18 protein-coding genes are annotated in these 19,653 nt (G+C 53.4%); 9 read left to right on the plus strand and 9 right to left on the minus strand.

Annotation, left to right across the window (positions count from 1 at the left end):
- Window positions 1-83: 83 nt before the first annotated feature.
- From QBD29_RS10600 to QBD29_RS10620, 5 genes are all read left to right on the plus strand, one after another.
- Window positions 84-683, plus strand: coding sequence for a hypothetical protein (locus tag QBD29_RS10600; RefSeq protein WP_280098066.1), 600 nt, complete (start codon window positions 84-86; stop codon window positions 681-683).
- Between the two features lie 127 nt (window positions 684-810).
- The gene (pdhA, locus tag QBD29_RS10605) at window positions 811-1,800 is read left to right on the plus strand and encodes a pyruvate dehydrogenase (acetyl-transferring) E1 component subunit alpha (protein ID WP_280098067.1); all 990 of its coding nucleotides are present in this window, start codon (window positions 811-813) and stop codon (window positions 1,798-1,800) included.
- 11 nt (window positions 1,801-1,811) lie between these two features.
- On the plus strand, window positions 1,812-3,182 hold the full coding sequence (locus QBD29_RS10610; RefSeq protein ID WP_280098068.1) for a pyruvate dehydrogenase complex E1 component subunit beta: 1,371 nt from the start codon (window positions 1,812-1,814) through the stop codon (window positions 3,180-3,182).
- Window positions 3,179-3,496: a DUF5076 domain-containing protein gene (locus QBD29_RS10615; RefSeq protein WP_280098069.1), complete on the plus strand. Its 318-nt coding sequence runs from the start codon at window positions 3,179-3,181 to the stop codon at window positions 3,494-3,496. The genes QBD29_RS10610 and QBD29_RS10615 overlap by 4 nt, the downstream gene beginning before the upstream one ends.
- 10 nt (window positions 3,497-3,506) lie before the next feature.
- Window positions 3,507-4,796 carry a pyruvate dehydrogenase complex dihydrolipoamide acetyltransferase gene (locus tag QBD29_RS10620; protein WP_280098070.1) on the plus strand — a complete coding sequence of 430 codons (1,290 nt, stop codon included), beginning with the start codon at window positions 3,507-3,509 and terminating at the stop codon, window positions 4,794-4,796.
- 87 nt (window positions 4,797-4,883) lie between these two features.
- Here QBD29_RS10620 and QBD29_RS10625 read toward each other — a convergent pair whose 3' ends face one another.
- The 6 genes from QBD29_RS10625 to rpiA all read right to left on the minus strand — a co-directional run bounded on the left by QBD29_RS10625 (window position 4,884) and on the right by rpiA (window position 11,007).
- On the minus strand, window positions 4,884-6,347 hold the full coding sequence (locus QBD29_RS10625) for a Do family serine endopeptidase (RefSeq protein WP_280100955.1): 1,464 nt from the start codon (window positions 6,345-6,347) through the stop codon (window positions 4,884-4,886).
- A gap of 195 nt (window positions 6,348-6,542) precedes the next feature.
- Window positions 6,543-6,716 (minus strand): DUF2065 domain-containing protein, encoded by a 174-nt coding sequence (locus QBD29_RS10630; protein WP_280098071.1) that lies wholly within the window; start codon window positions 6,714-6,716, stop codon window positions 6,543-6,545.
- A gap of 14 nt (window positions 6,717-6,730) precedes the next feature.
- On the minus strand, window positions 6,731-7,600 hold the full coding sequence (locus QBD29_RS10635) for a protease modulator HflC (protein WP_280098072.1): 870 nt from the start codon (window positions 7,598-7,600) through the stop codon (window positions 6,731-6,733).
- Window positions 7,600-8,748, minus strand: a complete 1,149-nt coding sequence (hflK, locus tag QBD29_RS10640) for an FtsH protease activity modulator HflK (protein ID WP_280098073.1) — start codon at window positions 8,746-8,748, stop codon at window positions 7,600-7,602. The genes QBD29_RS10635 and hflK overlap by 1 nt, the downstream gene beginning before the upstream one ends.
- Before the next feature lie 81 nt (window positions 8,749-8,829).
- Entirely contained in the window at window positions 8,830-10,179 is a 1,350-nt protein-coding gene (gene gor, locus QBD29_RS10645) for a glutathione-disulfide reductase (protein ID WP_280098074.1), read from the minus strand.
- 39 nt (window positions 10,180-10,218) lie between these two features.
- Window positions 10,219-11,007 (minus strand): ribose-5-phosphate isomerase RpiA, encoded by a 789-nt coding sequence (gene rpiA, locus QBD29_RS10650; protein ID WP_280098075.1) that lies wholly within the window; start codon window positions 11,005-11,007, stop codon window positions 10,219-10,221.
- Between the two features lie 201 nt (window positions 11,008-11,208).
- Here rpiA and QBD29_RS10655 point away from each other — a divergent pair, with 201 nt between their 5' ends.
- Window positions 11,209-12,588, plus strand: coding sequence for an L-serine ammonia-lyase (locus QBD29_RS10655; protein WP_280098076.1), 1,380 nt, complete (start codon window positions 11,209-11,211; stop codon window positions 12,586-12,588).
- On the opposite strand, the gene QBD29_RS10660 is transcribed toward QBD29_RS10655, so the two are convergent.
- The gene (locus QBD29_RS10660) at window positions 12,569-13,249 is read right to left on the minus strand and encodes a thiamine diphosphokinase (protein ID WP_280098077.1); all 681 of its coding nucleotides are present in this window, start codon (window positions 13,247-13,249) and stop codon (window positions 12,569-12,571) included. The two genes, QBD29_RS10655 and QBD29_RS10660, sit on opposite strands and share 20 nt — an antisense overlap.
- Before the next feature lie 137 nt (window positions 13,250-13,386).
- Between QBD29_RS10660 and QBD29_RS10665 the strand changes: the two genes are divergently transcribed.
- The 3 genes from QBD29_RS10665 to QBD29_RS10675 all read left to right on the plus strand — a co-directional run bounded on the left by QBD29_RS10665 (window position 13,387) and on the right by QBD29_RS10675 (window position 17,229).
- On the plus strand, window positions 13,387-14,859 hold the full coding sequence (locus QBD29_RS10665) for a hypothetical protein (RefSeq protein WP_280098078.1): 1,473 nt from the start codon (window positions 13,387-13,389) through the stop codon (window positions 14,857-14,859).
- A gap of 160 nt (window positions 14,860-15,019) precedes the next feature.
- Complete coding sequence (locus QBD29_RS10670) at window positions 15,020-16,645, plus strand: choline dehydrogenase (RefSeq protein ID WP_280098079.1); 1,626 nt, start codon at window positions 15,020-15,022, stop codon at window positions 16,643-16,645.
- Window positions 16,642-17,229, plus strand: a complete 588-nt coding sequence (locus QBD29_RS10675; protein WP_280098080.1) for a LysE family translocator — start codon at window positions 16,642-16,644, stop codon at window positions 17,227-17,229. The genes QBD29_RS10670 and QBD29_RS10675 overlap by 4 nt, the downstream gene beginning before the upstream one ends.
- Here the strand turns inward: QBD29_RS10675 and prfB are convergent.
- Both prfB and QBD29_RS10685 read right to left on the minus strand, forming a co-directional pair.
- The gene (gene prfB / locus QBD29_RS10680) at window positions 17,226-18,350 is read right to left on the minus strand and encodes a peptide chain release factor 2 (RefSeq protein WP_280098081.1); all 1,125 of its coding nucleotides are present in this window, start codon (window positions 18,348-18,350) and stop codon (window positions 17,226-17,228) included. The two genes, QBD29_RS10675 and prfB, sit on opposite strands and share 4 nt — an antisense overlap.
- A gap of 60 nt (window positions 18,351-18,410) precedes the next feature.
- Entirely contained in the window at window positions 18,411-19,568 is a 1,158-nt protein-coding gene (locus QBD29_RS10685; protein ID WP_280098082.1) for an aminotransferase class I/II-fold pyridoxal phosphate-dependent enzyme, read from the minus strand.
- Between the last annotated feature and the right edge of the window lie 85 nt (window positions 19,569-19,653).

Consider the following 19,653-nt stretch of genomic DNA (forward strand, 5'->3'; position numbering starts at 1 on the left):
GCTGTCAAAATTGCAATTGCACTTAAATGAAGTAATAATGAAATCAATACTTTCGAATACTGCCGTTTTGAAAGGGTTCCAAAATGAAACTGAATATATGCAACAAAGTACTTATAAATTCTATCGCGATAACTCTGCTGATTGCATTCAATCTCTCAACTCCAACTCAAGTTATCGCTGACGGTCAGGATCCAAAAGAGATCAAAAAGACCCCCTTCGACCCAAGTCAAAAACTCAAAAGTCTAAACAGCGATCTGCGCATCTGCATAACTAAAGTTAAAGAGATGGAATTACAGCTCGCGTCTCTAAACAAAACCATCAAAATTGATACGCAACAATTAAATCGCGCCCGAAAAAACGAAAAAGACATCAAAGCTGCGCGTGACAATCAAGCCGCCTTAGCAAAAAAAGACACCAAACTACTCAAGAAAGGAGTCGACGCAAAGGGCAAGCCACTGTCCACCGAAGGCCGTGCAAAACTCCAGAACCGCCAAATTCTGACGAGCCGCGAAGCAAAACGCTTGGACGGCAAATACAAGCAAAGCCGTAAGGACACTAAAGTTGCTGACAGACGCCTTCGCACAACAAAGTCAGAGCACAAAAAGCTGCGTTCAAAACACTTCCGCCAAATCAACAAGTGCGATGAAATTAGGCGCAAGATAGCCGCTGCAAAGAAAATCTAATCAGTTTTGCCTCGCGAAATTACGAGCAGAATAGGCTTCGAAACGTCTTCTGAAAAAAACGGGTGCACTCGGGATGGGCTTAAGGTATAGTATAGTTTAATATTAAACTATATTGGAGCCCTGCCCTATGGCCACTGCGAAAAAGGCGAAGAAAGCCAATGTCTCTGCCGAAGAGCTGATGAACCACTACCGCGAGATGTTGATGATCCGCCGGTTTGAGGAAAAAGCAGGCCAGTTATACGGCATGGGTTTGATTGGCGGGTTCTGTCATCTTTACATTGGGCAAGAAGCTGTTGTCGTCGGGCTAGAGGCCGCTGCGAAGAAAGGCGATCAACGCATCACATCCTACCGCGATCACGGCCATATGTTGGCCTGTGGCATGGACCCAAAAGGCGTGATGGCCGAGCTGACAGGCCGCGAAGGTGGCTACTCAAAGGGAAAAGGCGGCTCTATGCACATGTTCTCCAAAGAGAAAAACTTCTACGGCGGCCACGGCATCGTGGCAGCCCAAGTCCCTCTCGGCGCGGGCCTTGCATTCGCAAACAAATACCGCGGCAACGACAATGTGTCCTTTGCCTATTTCGGGGATGGTGCCGCCAACCAAGGCCAAGTCTACGAAACCTTCAACATGGCAAGCCTTTGGGAACTGCCTTGCATTTTTGTCATCGAAAACAACCAATACGCCATGGGCACATCCCTGCAACGTGGCTCTTCCACACCTGAACTTTACACCCGTGGTGCTGCCTTTGGCATTCCTGGCGAAGCCGTGGATGGCATGGATGTTCTGGCCGTTAAGGAAGCAGGCGAACGGGCGGTAAAACACTGCCGCTCTGGCAAGGGCCCCTATATTTTGGAAATGAAAACATACCGCTACCGTGGTCATTCCATGTCTGACCCTGCAAAATACCGCACCCGCGAAGAAGTGCAAAAAATGAAAGCGGAACGCGATCCCATCGACCACATCCGCGACATGTTGGTGACAGGCAAACACGCCACCGAGGATGAGCTGAAAGCCATCGACAAAGAGGTGAAGAAAATCGTTTCCGAAGCCGCAGATTTCGCATCCGAGAGCCCAGAACCCGCGCTCGAAGAACTCTACACAGACATTTACGCGTAAGGACAAAACACATGGCTATCAAAATCCTCATGCCCGCCCTTTCGCCCACAATGGAAGAAGGCACACTCGCCAAATGGCTCGTCAAAGAAGGCGATACTGTTGCTTCTGGCGACATCATGGCAGAAATCGAAACAGACAAAGCAACGATGGAATTCGAAGCGGTCGATGAAGGCGTGATCGGTAAAATCCTGATCGAAGAAGGCACCGAAGAGGTAAAAGTAAACACCCCCATCGCTGTGCTGCTGGAAGATGGCGAAGACGCCAGCGCCGCAGATGACGCCTCCGATGCACCTGAAAAATCAGATGATGCACCTTCGGCACAACCTGCCGCCGCTGCACCAGATGCCGCCATGCCCAAGGTCGAAGCACCCGCCATGGAAGAAGTCCCCGAAGGCACCACCTTCAAAAAGCAAACCGTCCGCGAAGCCATCCGCGACGCTATGGCAGAAGAAATGCGCGCCTCTGATGACGTGTTCCTGATGGGCGAAGAAGTGGCCGAATACCAAGGCGCTTACAAAGTGTCCCAAGGCATGCTCGAAGAATTCGGCGCGCGCCGCGTGATCGACACACCCATCACCGAACACGGTTTTGCAGGTGTTGCCACTGGCGCTGCTTTTGCAGGTCTACGTCCCATCGTGGAGTTCATGACCTTCAACTTCGCCATGCAGGCCATTGACCAGATCCTCAACTCCGCTGCCAAAACGCTTTATATGTCTGGCGGTCAGATGGGGGCCCCAATGGTGTTTCGTGGTCCCAACGGCGCAGCCGCGCGCGTTGGCGCACAACACTCCCAAGACTACGCCGCCTGGTATGCGCAAATTCCGGGTCTGAAGGTCGTGATGCCCTACACCGCAGCTGATTATAAGGGCCTGATGAAATCCGCGATCCGCGATCCAAACCCTGTGATCGTGCTTGAAAATGAAATCCTCTACGGCACATCGGGTGACGTACCCGAAATGGAAGATTTCACCGTGCCAATCGGCAAAGCCAAAATCGCCCGCGCGGGCGATGACGTCACTATCGTGTCCTTTGGCATTGGGATGAAATACGCGCTCGAAGCCGCAGATAAACTCGCCGAAGACGGCATCAACGCCGAAGTGATCGACCTGCGCTCCTTGCGCCCGATGGATACTGAAACAGTGATTGAATCGGTGAAGAAAACCAACCGCTGTGTCACAGTCGAAGAAGGCTTCCCAGTCTGTTCCATCGGCAACCACATCAGCGCCGTTTTGATGCAAGAAGCGTTCGATTACCTCGACGCACCCGTCATCAATTGCACAGGCAAGGACGTTCCAATGCCCTATGCCGCCAACCTTGAACGCCACGCGCTTATCACCACACCCGAGGTGATAGACGCCGTGAAATCAGTGACTTACCGATGATGCGTATGATTTTACCCATTGCCGTTTTCAGTTGTCTAGGCAGTGCAGTCATAGCGGGTGATTGTGCGAACAAACCATTCTTTACGGCCGAAGGAAACTATGTAGCAAATGAGCCTCTGGTGGTGAACATAAGAACCGAGTGTCTGGGTGACCCTAAATTGGCAGGATTGGTGCTAGCCGATTTCGCTCAACACTTGGCCCTCGCTCATGCACGCACAGGAAAAGCCAAAGATCGTCAAACGGCTCTGGATGAAATGCTTCAGCTTTTCGTAGCCGAACTTCAAAACCCGACAACCCAATGGCCAGAAAGATAGGATAGCTTAAATGCCCGTAGAAATCCTCATGCCCGCCCTATCTCCGACAATGGAAGAAGGCACACTCGCAAAATGGCTCGTAAAAGAAGGCGACACCGTCGAAAGCGGTGATCTTCTAGCCGAGATTGAAACTGACAAGGCAACGATGGAATTCGAAGCGGTCGATGACGGTGTGATTGGGAAAATCCTGATCGAAGAAGGCACAGAAGGCGTCAAAGTGAACACGCCGATCTGTGTCCTTCTGGAAGACGGCGAAGACGCCAGCGCCGCAGACTCTTCTTCTGCGCCCAAGGCCGACGCCCCAAAGTCAGAAGCCCCAAAAGAAGAAAAAGCAGACGCGCCAGCCCCCGCACCAACCCCAAAAGCGGCCCCTAAGAAAGACGGCAATCGCATCTTTGCCTCCCCCTTGGCGCGCCGCATTGCAGAGCAAAAAGGCCTCGATCTCTCCACCCTCTCTGGCTCTGGCCCACATGGTCGAATCGTCAAAGCAGATGTTGAAAACGCGCAGGCAACCGACACACCAGCGGCAGCAAAATCTGACGCGCCAGCGGCCCCAGCGCTCGCCACATCCGCAGACAGCGAAACCGTCAAAAAGATGTACACAGAGCGGGACTACGAGGAAATCTCCCTCAACGGCATGCGCAAAACCATCGCCGCACGCCTGACCGAAGCAAAACAAACCATCCCGCATTTCTATCTGCGCCGATCCATCACGCTAGATGCGTTGTTGAAAACCCGCAGCGAAATCAATGCTGGCCTCGCGGATAGCGGCGTGAAAATCTCAGTCAATGATTTCATCATCAAAGCCAGCGCCAAAGCCCTTCAAGATGTACCAGGCTGTAACGCCGTCTGGGCAGGAGATCGCCTGTTGCAGATGAAAGCATCCGATGTGGCTGTGGCTGTGGCCATCGACGGTGGCCTGTTCACACCTGTGATCCAAGACGCTGAAATCAAACCACTATCCGTGATTTCTACTGAAATGAAAGACCTCGCCGCACGGGCCAAAGAACGCAAACTGGCCCCGCACGAATACCAAGGCGGCAGCTTTGCAATTTCTAACCTTGGCATGATGGGCATCGAAAACTTTGATGCCGTCATCAACCCTCCGCACGGCTCAATCCTCGCCGTTGGGGCGGGTCAAAAGCAGCCAATCGTCAACAGCGATGGGGCATTGGCCACGGCCACCAAAATGTCTGTCACCCTGTCTGTGGATCACCGCGTCATCGACGGCGCACTCGGTGCCGAATTCCTTGCGGCCCTGTCAGGCTACATCGAAAAACCAATGTCGATGCTGGTCTAAACCATCATCTTCTTTGTTCTAAAAATACTCAAAGAAAAAGGGCGCTGAAATCTCAGCGCCCTATGTCGTTTCTATGGAACGGATGTCTTATTTAACCAGCGACAGGGCCACAAACCGTGGCGCGCCTTCGCGTTGAACCAACATCAACACGGACTTCCGCCCAGCATCCTTTGCCGCTTTCAACGCGTCTTCCACGTCTTTGGGTGCTGTCACAGGCTTTTGCCCGATCTCTGTGATCAAATCACCAGACCGCATCCCTTTTTCAAAGGCGTCAGACACTTCATCAACGGTCAAAACTGCGACGCCTTTAACGTTAGCTTCCAGATTAAGCTGCGCACGCACCTCATCTGTCAGCGCTGTCAAACGCATGCCCATCACGGATTTATCGGCCTCATCTGTGTTGGCAACCGCAGGCACAACAGGATTGCGCTCTGCGTCCTCACGGCGGCCCAACACAACCTTCAACGTCTGTGTGCCACCATCACGGAACACCACAACACGCACAGCCTTGCCAACCGCAGCATTGCCAACGGCGCGTACCAAACCACGGGTGTCTTTCACTTCGCGCCCGTCAAAGTTCAGGATGACGTCACCTGCCAAAATACCAGCTTCCTTCGCGGGACCATCTGGTACATTACTGACCAGCGCACCTTTTACACTGTCCAATCCAACCGCATTGGCGATGTCTTCATCCACATCTTGGATCTGCACACCGAGCCAACCACGGCGCGTTTCCCCAAATTCCTTCAGCTGATCCACCACTTTGGTCACAACATTCGAAGACATGGAAAAGCCCAAGCCAATGGAACCGCCTGTCGGGGAAATAATCGCTGTGTTCACACCAATCACTTCGCCATCCATATTGAACAATGGCCCACCAGAATTGCCTTTGTTAATGGCGGCATCCGTTTGGATGTAATCGTCATAGGTGCCACGCAGGGAGCGTTCCCGCGCAGAAATAATCCCCGCAGAAACAGAGAACCCCTGACCCAGCGGGTTACCAATGGCCAGCACCCAATCCCCCACACGGGCAACGTTGCTGTCCCCAAAGCCCACAAATGGCAGCGGACGATCTGCTTCTACTTTCAGCAGGGCAATATCTGTCTTTGCATCCGTGCCGATCAACTTTGCATCCAACAACGGACCGCCTTCGAACAATTCCACCTGAATTTCATCCGCGCCATCAATCACGTGGTTGTTGGTCACAACAAACCCATCCGCAGAAATGATAAAACCAGACCCAAGTGCCGAGGCACGGCGCTGGCGTGGGTTCGTGCCACCTTGCGGGCCAAACAAATCAGGGAATAACTCTTCAAGCGGAGATCCACGCGGCGCACGGGGCAATGGGGCCGCATCACGGCCCGCCACAACCGTGCTTGTGGTGATGTTCACCACCGCAGGGCTCAGACGTTCGGCCAGATCGGCAAAGCTGTCAGGGGCGCCTCTGGCGGCGGCTGACACGGCTTGCAACAAGATCAGTGCAAGTGTCACAAATGCGCCCGTTGCATAGGCCATCGCCTTTTGCGAACTCACGGCGCGGGTCGCTGTCATGGTTTTCAAAGTCTTCTCTCCTCAAAGTACTGCTAGACTTTTGGAACATTTCTCCGCCTTTTGCGGTGTTCCGTGCATATTATCTGTGTCTTACCTGCATCATTGCAATGAATTCGCCTGCAACAAAAGGTGAAAATAACGTGATCAACAGGTGAGCGGCTTTGGGCCACCACCCCGATTGGCAGTGAACGCCCCTCAGATCAAACGGGACATCCAAACGATAACAACCCCTACCGCCACACACCCCAACCCAATATTGCGCCGCGTCTGCACAGGAATGTCACGCAACGCCTTTAACAAGTCTTCCAAACGCAAAGGGACCAGTGCAAGCACCAGTCCCTCAATTACGGCGACGAGGCCGAGAGCCATAATCAGCTCTTTCATTAGCGGCCTGTGTCTGACTTCAAGAAGTCAAAGAACTCGCTGTCTGGTGATATCACCAGCGTCGAGTTGCTGCCCTTGAGCGATGACTCATACGCCGCAAGCGAACGGTAAAAGGCAAAGAACTCAGGATCACGGCCAAAGGCTTCCGCAAAGATCGCGTTACGCTCTGCATCCGCTTCACCGCGAATGATATCGCTGTTCTTTTGTGCTTCTGACACGGTTTCAACCACGGTACGATCTGCCTGCGCACGCACCCGCTGCGCCGCCTCGTTACCACGAGCGATCTCGTCTGCCGCTTCACGTTCACGCTCTGCACGCATCCGCTCGAAAGTGGCTTCAAGGTTTTGCGCGGGCAAATCAGCACGTTTGATCCGAACGTCTACGATTTCCACACCCAGACCAGCGGCCTCTGTGCGGGACAAATCGCGAATTTGGTTCATCAGAGCCACACGATCCGCAGACAAAACCGCACCCGATGTGACGCCACCCAGAACACCACGCAACTGCGCGTTCAAGATGCGTTCCAAACGGGACCGCGCCCCATTGACGCCAGATGCACCCACCGCACGGCGGAACTGCTTGGCATCGGCAATACGCCAGCGCGCAAAGGCATCCACAACCAGACGACGATCATCCGCAGGCGTAACTTCCAGCGGCTGCGTGTCGAGGGCAAGAATACGGTCATCGTATTTCACGATTTCATGAAACAGCGGCACTTTGAAATAAAGGCCTGGTTCCGCGATTTCCGCAGTTACCTCACCAAACCACAACCGCAGCGCTTTTTCACGTTCGTCAACGATATAGACAGAGCTAAACAGAATGATCAGCGCCACACCCAAAACAGGGAGTAAGAATTGCAAACGTTTCATTAGTTTGATCCTCCACGGTTTTTATTCAACTCATTCAGCGGCAGATACGGCACAACGCCCTGCCCGCCTCCTGCGCTTTCGTCGATGATGATCTTTTCAACACCGCCCAAAACGCGCTCCATGGTTTCCAGATACAAACGTTTGCGTGTCACTTCGGATGCTTTCGCATATTCGTCGTACACGGCGACAAAACGGCTCGCTTCACCCTCAGCTTGGTTCACTTGCTGCGCACGATAGCCTTCGGCTTGCTCCAGCAACTGCGCCGCTTCACCACGGGCTTCCGCCACAACGCGGTTCGCATAGGCATCCGCTTGTTTTTCCAGCGTATCACGGGTTTGTTCGGCAGCTTGTACCTGACGGAACGCATCAATCACCTCTTCTGGCGGGTCAGCTTTGTCAAAGTTCACACGCACCACATTCACACCGCTGTCATAGCTGTCGAGCGTGGCTTGGATCAATTCACCCAATTCCTGAGAAATCGCATCGCGATCACGGTTCAAAATCGGCGCAAGGTTAGACCGCGCAATAATTTCACGCATCGCAGACTCAGAAACGGCACGAATGGTGTCTTCTGGTTCAGCCAAGTTGAACAGGAACTTTTGCAAATCGCTGATGTTCCAAACAACCTGGAAATCAATATCAACGATGTTCTCGTCACCCGTCAGCATCAAGCCGCTGTCCAAACGCGATCCACGACCCACACCAATGTCTTCTGTGTTCTCGCGTGTGACCGCACGAATTTCTTTGGTCACAATCGGCCACGCCGCAAAGTTCAGACCCTCGTTGCCCGTTTGGACATATTCACCAAACAACAGTTCGACGGACTGTTCGGATGTGTCCACGCGATAAAAGCTTGCAAACATCCACAGAACCACAGCCCCGAGAAGTACCAAACCGACCATACCACGACTGACACCCGGGGAAGGTAAACCGCCCCCTGATCCGCCGCTGCGGCCACCGCCGCCTTTGCCACCCATCAAAACGCGCAACTGCTCTTGGCCTTTGCGGACAATCTCGTCGATTTCGGGCATTTGGCCTTGGTTGCCACCGGTTGGACGACGATCGTCGCCTTCGCGGTTATTGTCATCGTCACCGCCACGGTTTCCACCGCCGCCGCCCCAAGGACCCCCAGAATTATTACCTGCCATGTAAACAGCATCCTTTCGTAAGGTGTTCAGCACTCTAGTTTCCTAGTTGGCTGTATTTGTCAAAAAATCAAGCCTTCTGCGTCACCGTGTCGGGGTCGACATGGTAACCAATTCCTCTGCCGCCGTTGGATGTACAGCAACCGTTCTATCGAAATCCTCTTTTGTGGCGCCCATCTTTACGGCAACGCCCGCCAATTGGATCATTTCACCTGCGCCGTGGCCGACGATATGGCAGCCCAGAACCTTGCGCGTGGCTTTGGACACAATCAGCTTCATCAGCATCTTTTCGTCCTTGCCTGCCAAGATGTGCATCATCGGGCGAAACGCAGCGCTGTAGACTTCAATCTCTTCGCTTTCGCGCGCCTCTTCTTCCCCCATGCCCACTGTGCCAATCTCTGGCTGCGTGAACACAGCTGTGGGGATCAAGTCATGATCTGGGCTGGTAGGGTTGTCTTTAAACACCGTTTCCACAAACGCCATACCTTCACGGATGGCCACTGGAGTCAGCGCCACGCGGTCGGTTACATCCCCAACGGCGTAAATCGACGGAACGCTGGTGGCGGAATAGGCATCAACCTTCACTTCGCCTTTGCGACCCAGCTCCACGCCCACATCTTCCAGCCCAAGACCCTTAGTATTTGGCACGCGCCCTGTGGCATACAACACCTGATCCACTTCAAACGTATCACCGGCGGTGTCTGTCACCAAAATACCTGTGTCAGTTTTGCTCAACGATGCCACATCGGTGTTCACCCGCAAATCCACACCTTTATTGCGCATCTCTTCGGCCACATGATCGCGCACTTCATTATCAAAACCGCGCAAAATCTGTTCAGAGCGGTAAAACTGCGTGGTTTCCGTGCCCATGCCGTTCAAAATACCCGCAAACTCCGATGCGATATATCCACCACCCACAACCAACACGCGCTGAGGTTGTTCAGGCAACAGAAACACCTCGTTCGATGTAATCGCCAATTCTTTGCCTGGAATATCTGGCACAAATGGCCAGCCACCTGTGGCCACCAAAATGGTCTTGGCCGTGATCACCTGATCGCTGGACAATGTCACCTCATGGGGGCCCGTCACAATCGCGCGCGCATCATACAGGGTCACACCCGCCGCCTTCAGGTTCTTGGCGTAAATGCCTTCCAAACGATCAATCTCTGCATTCTTAGCGGCCATGAACCGCGCCCAATTGAATGATTGATCTCCGACGGTCCAACCAAAGCCAACAGCATCTTCAAAATGTTCAGAAAACTGCGATGCGTACACCATCAGTTTTTTGGGAACACAACCACGGATCACACAGGTCCCGCCATAACGGTGTTCTTCTGCCAAACCAACTTTTGCGCCAGCCTGTGAGGCCACGCGCCCTGCGCGCACGCCCCCAGACCCGCCACCAATGACAAATAAGTCGTAATCATATGACATGTTTTTCGTCCTTACTCAGATGCTTATGCGGTGGGTGGATCAATCTTCGATATCTGCAAACAGATTTTCGTTTAAAAGAATATCAATCTGCTCGTTCTCCACCGTGCCGTTGTTAATATCGCGCACTTCCACACGACCGTCCCCATGGCCAATCACAATGGCGTCAGCAATATCCAGAAACAGCCCGTTTTCAACAACGCCGGGCACTTGGTTCATGATCAACGACAATTCACGCGCGTTTTCAATCCGCTTCAGATGCAGATCCAGAATATAGTGCCCCTCATCCGTTACAAACGGTGTGTCGTTTTGCAAACGCAATGTGACCGCGCTGCCCAGTACGTTCACATTGGACAGGCACTCTTCGATCAATTCTTTGGTGGTTTCCCAGCCAAATTTCACAACCTCGATGGGCAATGGAAACGCGCCCAGCTTTTCAACAGATTTACTGGCATCAGAAATCACAACCATCTGGTCACTGGCCGTTGCCACGATCTTTTCTTGCAACAATGCGCCACCACCACCTTTGATCAGGTTTAGATGAGGATCAAACTCATCCGCGCCATCAATGGTCAAATCCAACCATTTCACCTGATCGAGCGTGAAGACATCAATGCCCACATCCCGCGCCAACTGTGCGGTGCGGCTCGATGTGGGAACAGCTTTGATTTTCAACCCCTCATCGCGCACCAATTCGCCCAACATCTTGACCATCCACGCCGCTGTGGAACCCGTCCCCAGCCCCAAACGCATCCCGTCTTCGACATAATAAACGGCCCGTTTCGCGGCGACAAATTTGGCCTTATCGATGGGGGAAAACTCACTGCGCATAAAACGGACCTCGGTTTTGCTGGTTTGCAACGGGTATAAAACGTTCCGCGCCCTGCTGCGAGCGTGAAATGACCCAAACACCGCGTTTTTTGCACCTCATTTTTTCATACATGCCCCTTTGTATACATTTTATGTCGGATACAGGTGTTGAACCTGAAACACTTGGCGTTAGACATCCCCAAAATAGTCAGGACACCGCTCATGTTTCTCAGCATCTTCGAAATCTTCAAAGTTGGCGTCGGCCCATCATCCTCCCATACCATGGGCCCAATGACAGCCGCAGGCCTGTTTTTGGAAAAGCTCAAAGCGGAAAACATCAATGCCACCTCCCTTGGTGGCTCGCTGCACGGATCATTGGCGTTTACAGGCATAGGCCACCGCACAGACCGCGCTGTGATCCTTGGTCTGGATGGCTTCACACCGGATGACTTTGATCCAGACGCCGCCAAAATGGCCGAAGACCGCATCGCCACCCATAAAATGGTGAAACCTGCGGGCCACCCAGAATATCACTTTGATCCCGAAACCGATCTGATCTTTGACTATGACATCGCGCTTACAGGTCACGCCAACGGCATGAAGCTTTGGGCCAAAGACGAACACGGCGCCATCCTTGTGGAACAAATCTACTATTCCATCGGCGGCGGTTTCGTCGCGACAGCCGAAGAAATGGAACAAGTCGAAGCCGAACAAGGCGCAATCCCAGACGAAGTCCCCTTTCCCTTCAAAAACGCGGATTACATGATGGACATGGCCAAACGGTCAGGCAAATCTATCGCCCAAATGAAATGGGAAAACGAACTTGTGCGCTCTGGCTCAGAAAACCTGCGCGAACGCATCATGCGCATTTGGCACGTGATGAACAACTGCATCGATAAGGGCCTTGATACAGGCGGCATCCTTCCAGGGGGCCTCAATGTTAAACGGCGCGCTATGGGCATCCACGAACAATTGCAGGCCGAACAGGGTCAAAACGTCACCGCGCCCCATATCATTAACGATTGGATTTCCGCGTACGCTATGGCCGTGAACGAAGAAAACGCCGCGGGTGGCCAAGTGGTCACGGCCCCCACCAACGGGGCCGCAGGCGTGGTTCCCGCAACCATTCGCTACTACCTCGATCACGTACCAAGCGCCAAAGAAGACGATGTGGTGGATTTCCTCCTCACCGCAGCTGCTATCGGTGGCATCATCAAAAACAACGCTTCTATCTCTGGGGCCGAAGTGGGCTGTCAGGGCGAAGTTGGCTCTGCCTCCGCAATGGCCGCCGCTGGCCTGTGCGCTGTCCTTGGCGGAACCCCTGAACAGGTGGAAAACGCCGCTGAAATCGCGCTGGAACATCATCTCGGCATGACCTGCGACCCGATCAAAGGCCTCGTCCAAGCCCCCTGCATCGAACGCAATGGCCTTGGCGCAATCAAAGCGGTGTCTGCCGCCTCGCTGTCTATGCGCGGCGATGGCAAACACCTTGTGTCCCTTGATGCCTGCGTTGAAACCATGCGCCAAACAGGCCATGACATGTCAGAAAAATATAAAGAAACATCCCTTGGGGGATTGGCCGTTAACCTGCCTGCCTGCTGATCTCCAACGCTGTCACCGCATCCATCATCAGATGCTTGGGCAGGATCATCAGCATATCCCCTGACAGGATTTGAACGCGCATATCCCCACCACTGGCCGCATTGGAACAGCCGATTTGCCCATTTGGGCGAAACGGCACCCCATCTAAATCCCACTGCAATCCCGTGCTTGTCGCCGAAACTTCCGACATTGGAAACACTGAAACCCGCTCCCCAGCGGCCAAACACAGGATGAAATCAGGCGGCAGGCGAAACACCACATCTTCTTCCCCGATCAACACCACACTGCGGTCCTTAACAAATGCCAACGCATTCATCGCAGCCACCTGATGATCCAGTCGCCCGCCCAAAAACCCAACACCCAGCACGGTTTTTGCGCTGGTTTTGTCTAAACACTTTTCCAAATCCGTCGAATTTTGGTCATCCACAAACACCGTTGGAACGCCCAAAGCCTCCGCCTGCGGACGATCGACACTGTCCAAATCCCCAACCACAACGGCAGGAGAAATGCCCCAATCCATCGCCTGATTTGCCCCCCCATCCGCTGCAATCAACGTGGGCGCGATATCCAAAGCCGCCATCAAATCCGATTTTTCCACCGAACCGCCGCCCAAAAGTGTCAGCTTTGTGGCACTGTTTACAATTTGCGGAAAGTTTTTCACATTGGTTCCTATTCGTGTGCAATCGGCGAAATATTTTACATATTCACTGTTTTTTTAACGTTTTTTCCTAGGGTGAACGCCAGCACAAGGGTAAATTAACCATAGTATCTGTGTAAATTCGAGTAGTAGAGTAAATTATGGAATCGCAAAACAAAGTAATGACAGTGTCCTACGGGACTTTCTCATGCACGCTGGATGGATTCGACGATCCCTTCACAACCATGCAACTTGTGGCTGAATACTTTCGCAAACTTGCCGCAGAAGATCGCTACTTTGGCGGTGAACCCCTCCAACCAGATCACAACGCCCTGCACAAAATTGCTCAGGATGCGAACCCCTACAAAGTAGACGCCGAAGTTACAGATACAGGCGTTACCCTGCGCAAGGCTGACGTGGTGGATGCAGATGCGGCCCCAACGCGGGTCAGCAACGCCCCAGCCCCTGAACAGGCTCCTGTCGACGAAACGCCTGCTCCGCTCTTCACCTCCAAACGCGCACCTGCCGAAACCACGGCGGAAACACCCGCAACACCAGATACGGTCCCTGAAACGAACACAGTGGATGAAGACACAGCATCCTTTGTCGAAGCAGCGGTCTTCTCGTCGCGCCGTGGCGCATTGGCCGCCGCCGAATCCGAACCAGAAAAATCCGCTGCAGAATTGATCGCCGAAGAAGACAACGACGAAAACGGCGCTGAAATCGAACAAGCTGCCGAATTGGAAGCCATCAAAGCGCAGATCAAAGAAGACGTGATCGCAGAAGACACCGATGCGACGGACGCAGTGGCCGAAACTCCTGCGGAAAAACCAAAAGCAGCCGACGACATCCAACGCGAAGAAGCCGCCTTGGAACGTCTGCTCGAAACCACCAACTCCAAGCTCGACAATCCCGCACATGCGCGCAAATCAAACGCTTTGGAACGGCTCAAAGCGGCGGTCGCAGCAACCGAGGCAGAACGCCGCTTGCGCAATGACCCCGCCAAAACCGAACGCCCGAAGGTTCAAAAAATCGAATCTTCCGTGGAATTCAAATCCCGCATGAGCGAAGTGCGCCGCACCCACGAAGACGTGGTTAAAATTTCGCGGCCAAAATCCAAAAAAACAGGGGATCGCGCACGCGGCGCAATCGCAACGCTGATCCTTGGCAAAGACCAACGTGTTGGCAAAGACGCTGCGGAGGCAGCCGCTCCTGTAAAAAAGCCCGCGGCTGACGGCCAGCAAACTGCCGAACGCACCGTAGAGCGTGCCAAACCCGCACTGAAAATTGTGCGCCCAGAACCAGACAACGCCCCTGCCAGCGACCAACCCGCTGCGCAAAAACCCTCCGAGTTTGCACGTTTTGCCAACCAAATCGGCGCAACGACCCTGCACGAACTGTTAGAAGCATCTGCCGCCTATATTTCCATCGTGGAAAACAAAAAACGCTACAGCCAAGGCCGCATCATTGGACATGTCAGCAAAGTCATGGACAAAAGCGAATTCTCGAAAGAGGCCGCCAGCCGCTCTTTGAACCGCCTCATGCGCGAAGGCCGCATCTTACGTGTTAAAAAGGATCGCTTCACAATTTCTAAGTCCGCCAAAAGCGGTTATCAAAACCGCTTGGCCGGCTGACGGCAATTCATTAAAACTCTGACTTCAGAAAAAGCCCGCGTCATGCGGGCTTTTTTGATAGCCCCATGCCCCATCTTCGTGTTCACTGATCAAGAATGAAAAACGCGCTCGACAAAGGACCAGCAGTGACCGCGAAACACTCTCTGAATGACCAAACCTAATGGCCTCCTTTGACACCATAATCATCGGCGCTGGCTCTGCGGGTTGTGTTTTGGCCAACAAACTTGGCGCGGACCGCACCCGCTCCATCCTTGTCATCGAAGCAGGTCCAGTGGATCGCTCGCTTTATATCCACATACCAGCGGGCGTGTATCGCGCATGGAAAGACCCGAAATACAACTGGGATTACACCGCTGCGCCACAGAATAACCTACACAAAACGAACATAGAAATCCCACGCGGGCGCGTTTTAGGGGGCAGTTCTAGCATTAATTCGATGGTTTACATGCGTGGCCATCCGCTCGACTATGATGCTTGGGCAACGGATCACAACTTGCCAGATTGGTCTTATGCCAACTGTCTGTCCTATTTCAAAGCAGGTGAAACCAGCGATCGTGGCGGTGATGAATATCGCGGCGACAACGGCCCATTGGGGGTCAGCAAAGGGCAATACGACAACCCCCTATTTGATGCGTTCATCGCATCGGGCGAACAGGCGGGCCAAGGGCGCACCGACGATCCAAACGGCTTCAACCCCGAAGGCGTCTGCCGCCTTGATGCCACGCGGCGCAACGGCCGCCGCTGTTCCGCCGCCGTCGCCCATCTGCGCCCTGCCCTCAAACGGGGCAACGTGACGCTTTTGACCAACGCCCAAGTTACCCGCATTCTGATGTCAGGCACGCAGACAACGGGCATTGAATTCATTCAAAACGGCGAAACCCAGCAAGCTCATGCCAGCGATATCATTCTTTCTGGTGGCGCGATCAACTCCCCTCACCTGCTGATGCTGTCAGGCATCGGCCCAAAGGATCACCTGACAGACAAAGGCATCGAAACCCGCGTGCATTCCCCAGGGGTTGGCCAAAACCTGATGGATCACGCCAATCTCATCCTTCAATTTGAAAGCCTCAAATCCTTCCCCATCCACCGCGTCGATCACCCCATTCGCAAGGGCCTTGCGGGGGCCTATTGGCTGTTCACCCGCAAAGGCGTTGCTGCCAGCAATATATGGGAGGCAGGTGGCCTGATAAAATCAGACGACACCGCCGATTACCCCGATATCCAATACCATTTCGGCCCCGTTGGGTTTGAATACACAGGCAATAAAATCACCCTAAACCAAGCCTTCGCAATCCACGTGGATGTTCTGCGCCCGAAATCGCGCGGCGTGATCTCACTGTCCACATCCAATCCGCTCGATAAGCCTTTGTTAAATTTTAACTTTCTCGACAAAAATCATGACATGGATATCCTTATCAAAGCGGTCCACAAAACCCGCGATCTTGTCTCTCAACCCGCCTTTCGCGGCCTTGCAGGGCGCGAGTTGTTCGAAAGCGCCGATGCCAAAACAGACGCTGACATTATCACTTGGATTCGCCATCATCTCGAAACTGATTTCCACCCGTGTGGCACCTGTAAAATGGGCAACGACGACATGGCCGTCACCGATGATCAGGGCCGCGTTCATGGCACAACGGGCCTGCGCGTTGTGGATGCCTCGCTCTTTCCAATGATCCCCAGCGGCAATCTCAACGCCCCCACACAAATGCTCGCCGCAAAGATCGCGGACAAAATAACTGGTGCTGCGCCGCTGGCTCCGATTCACGCAAAGTTTGCTTTTCAATGATCAACTTCCTGCTCGCCTGTCTGTTCATCCTCTCCACTCCAGGTCCAGGTGTACTCTCCACGGCGGGCCTCGGCGCGGCTTATGGCTTTCGCGCGGGGTTTGCTTATATCGCTGGTCTGTTCGTTGGCTCTAACCTTGTCATGCTCGCTGTGATCAGCGGGCTCGCCGCGATTGTGTTCCAAATCAACGGGTTACGTACAATCCTGTTAATCGCATCCACTGCCTATTTGGTCTATCTCGCAGCGCGCATCGCCTTTGCGGGCAGTAAAATCGCCTTTATTCACGCCAACAAACAACCGGGGTTCTGGGCCGCCGTCACCCTACAAATCATCAACCCCAAGGCCTATGTGGTGGGCACAACCATGTTTTCAGGCTTTCCCATCTTCCCCGATGCCTTCCTGTTCGAAGTCATTGTGAAAATGCTTATCCTGAACGCAGTTTGGATCCCCGTACACTTCGGCTGGCTGTATGCAGGGGCTTCCCTGAAACGGCTCAATCTGTCTGATAAAACGCAGCGCGCGATCAACATCTTTATGGCGCTGGCCATGCTCGCGGTCGTCGGCCTCGCGGCTTTGTCGGTTTAATCCGCGTTTGCATCCGCGCGCGATTTACCCGCTACATCTTGCGCCAACACCGCCTCCATGAACGGCGTGATATCTCCGTCCAAAACACCCTTTGTGTCAGAGGTTTCATAGTTTGTGCGCAAATCCTTAACCATCTGATAAGGCTGCAAAACATAGGAACGGATCTGGTTGCCCCAGCCTGCATCGCCTTTGTTTTCATGGGCCTCGTTGATGCTTGCGGATCGTCGGTCCAATTCCATCTGATACAGCCGCGATTTCAACGCTTTCATGGCAATATCGCGGTTCTGGTGCTGCGATTTTTCCGAACTGGTCACCACAATCCCCGTAGGGTGGTGGGTGATCCGCACGGCGGAATCCGTGGTGTTTACGTGCTGACCGCCCGCCCCGGACGAACGATAGGTATCAATGCGAATATCCGCAGGATTCACTTCAATCTCGATATTGTCATCCACCACAGGATACACCCAGACAGATGTAAACGACGTATGCCGCTTGGCCGCACTATCAAACGGGGAAATTCGCACCAAACGATGTACACCACTTTCGGATTTCAACCACCCATAAGCGTTGTGCCCTGAAATCTTGTAAGACGCTGATTTCAAGCCAGCTTCGTCGCCTGCCTGTTCTGATTGCACTTCAACGGAATAGCCTGCTTTTTCCGCCCACCGCACATACATGCGCGCCAGCATCGACGCCCAATCACAGCTTTCCGTGCCACCCGCACCCGCGTTGATCTCCAGAAACGTGTCATTGGCATCCGCTTCGCCGTTCAACAGCGCTTCCAGTTCCTTTTGCGCCGCCACTTTCTTGAGTTTTTTGATCGCGGCTTCGGCTTCGTCGATGACCTCTTGGTCCTCTTCCATCTCGCCCAGCTCGATCAAATCCACATTGTCGGTCAGCTCTTGGCGCAGGCCTGTAAACGTGCCCATTGCATCCACCAACGCCTGCCGTTCACGCATCAGTTTTTGTGCTTTGTCAGGGTCATTCCACAAATCTGGGTCTTCGGACATGGCATTGAATTCTTCCAACCGATGCTCAGCTGTGTCCCAATCCATCCGCTGTTTCAACAACTCCAAAGAGTTCTCAATCTCAGTGACGAGGTTTTCAATTTCAGCACGCATGACTTTTGTCCTTCAAATTTAAAGGCGGTGATACTACCGCGGCCGTGCCGCGTCCAGCGGTTACATGCTTGTGTTTAAACCATTCATAAACGTGCCCAATCGCGCCAGCCCTTCGCGAATGTCTGCATTGGACCGCGCATAAGAAAACCGAATGGTCTGATGGCCCCGCTCTGGATCAAAATCCAACCCTGGCGTCACTGAAACCCCCGCTTCTTTCAGGATTTGCGCACAAAACGCAGCACTGTCATCGGTCCAGCGCGATACATCCGCATACACATAAAACGCCCCATCCGGTGGTGCGATCTTGTCAAATCCCATTTTGGGCAACGCTTCTAACATCAAACGGCGGTTCTCTGCATAAACCGCAAAGTTCGCCGTTAATTCCGCCTCTGCCTCCATTGCACCAAGGGCGGCCACCTGCGCCGCGTGGGGCGCACAAATAAACATATTTTGCGCCAACCGTTCCACCGTGCGCACATGGCTTTCAGGCACCACCATCCAGCCAATCCGCCACCCGGTCATCGAAAAATACTTGGAAAACGAATTGATGACAAAACAATCGTCACTTATTTCCAGCGCTGAAACCGCCCGCCCCTCGTACTGAATACCGTGATAAATCTCGTCTGAAATAAACGCGATGTCCTTATCCGCACAATAATCCATCAAAACCTTCAACGCTGGTTTATCGAGCATTGTGCCAGACGGATTCGCAGGGGATGCCACCAACAGCCCCGCCAAATCGTTTAACGCTGCCACATCCGCCAAAACAGGCTGGTATCGGTCTTCAACACGGGTTTGGATGCCCACAGGCTCCAGCGATAACGCCTTCAAAATATTGCGATAACTCGGGTATCCAGGTTCCCCAATCGCAACCCGTTCCCCCTGATCAAACAGTGCCGTAAACGCCAAGGTAAACGCCGCTGATGATCCCGCAGTTACGACAATACGGCTCGCAGGCACATCCACGTCATACCAATCGCGATACAGCTGCGAAATCCGCTCGCGCAGGTCAACACGCCCCAAAGCAACGGTATAACCAAGCGCATCTGAATCCATCTCGGCAGCCAACCGCTGACGGGCGGTTTCTGGGGCCGCTGTCCCTGGTTGGCCCACTTCCATATGGATAATCGACCGTCCTGCGGCCTCTTCCAAACGGGCCGCTTCCATAACGTCCATCACAATAAAGGGATCAACGTCGCCTCTGCTTGATCTGCGCATGAAAACTCTCCTACAGTGCGGTTTATGCGGGCGTTGTTTCAGCACCGCCCTGCCTCGTCAATAGTCCGAAAGCCACCGAATGCTG

This window comes from Amylibacter sp. IMCC11727, from assembly GCF_029854195.1.
Taxonomy (GTDB): domain Bacteria; phylum Pseudomonadota; class Alphaproteobacteria; order Rhodobacterales; family Rhodobacteraceae; genus Amylibacter.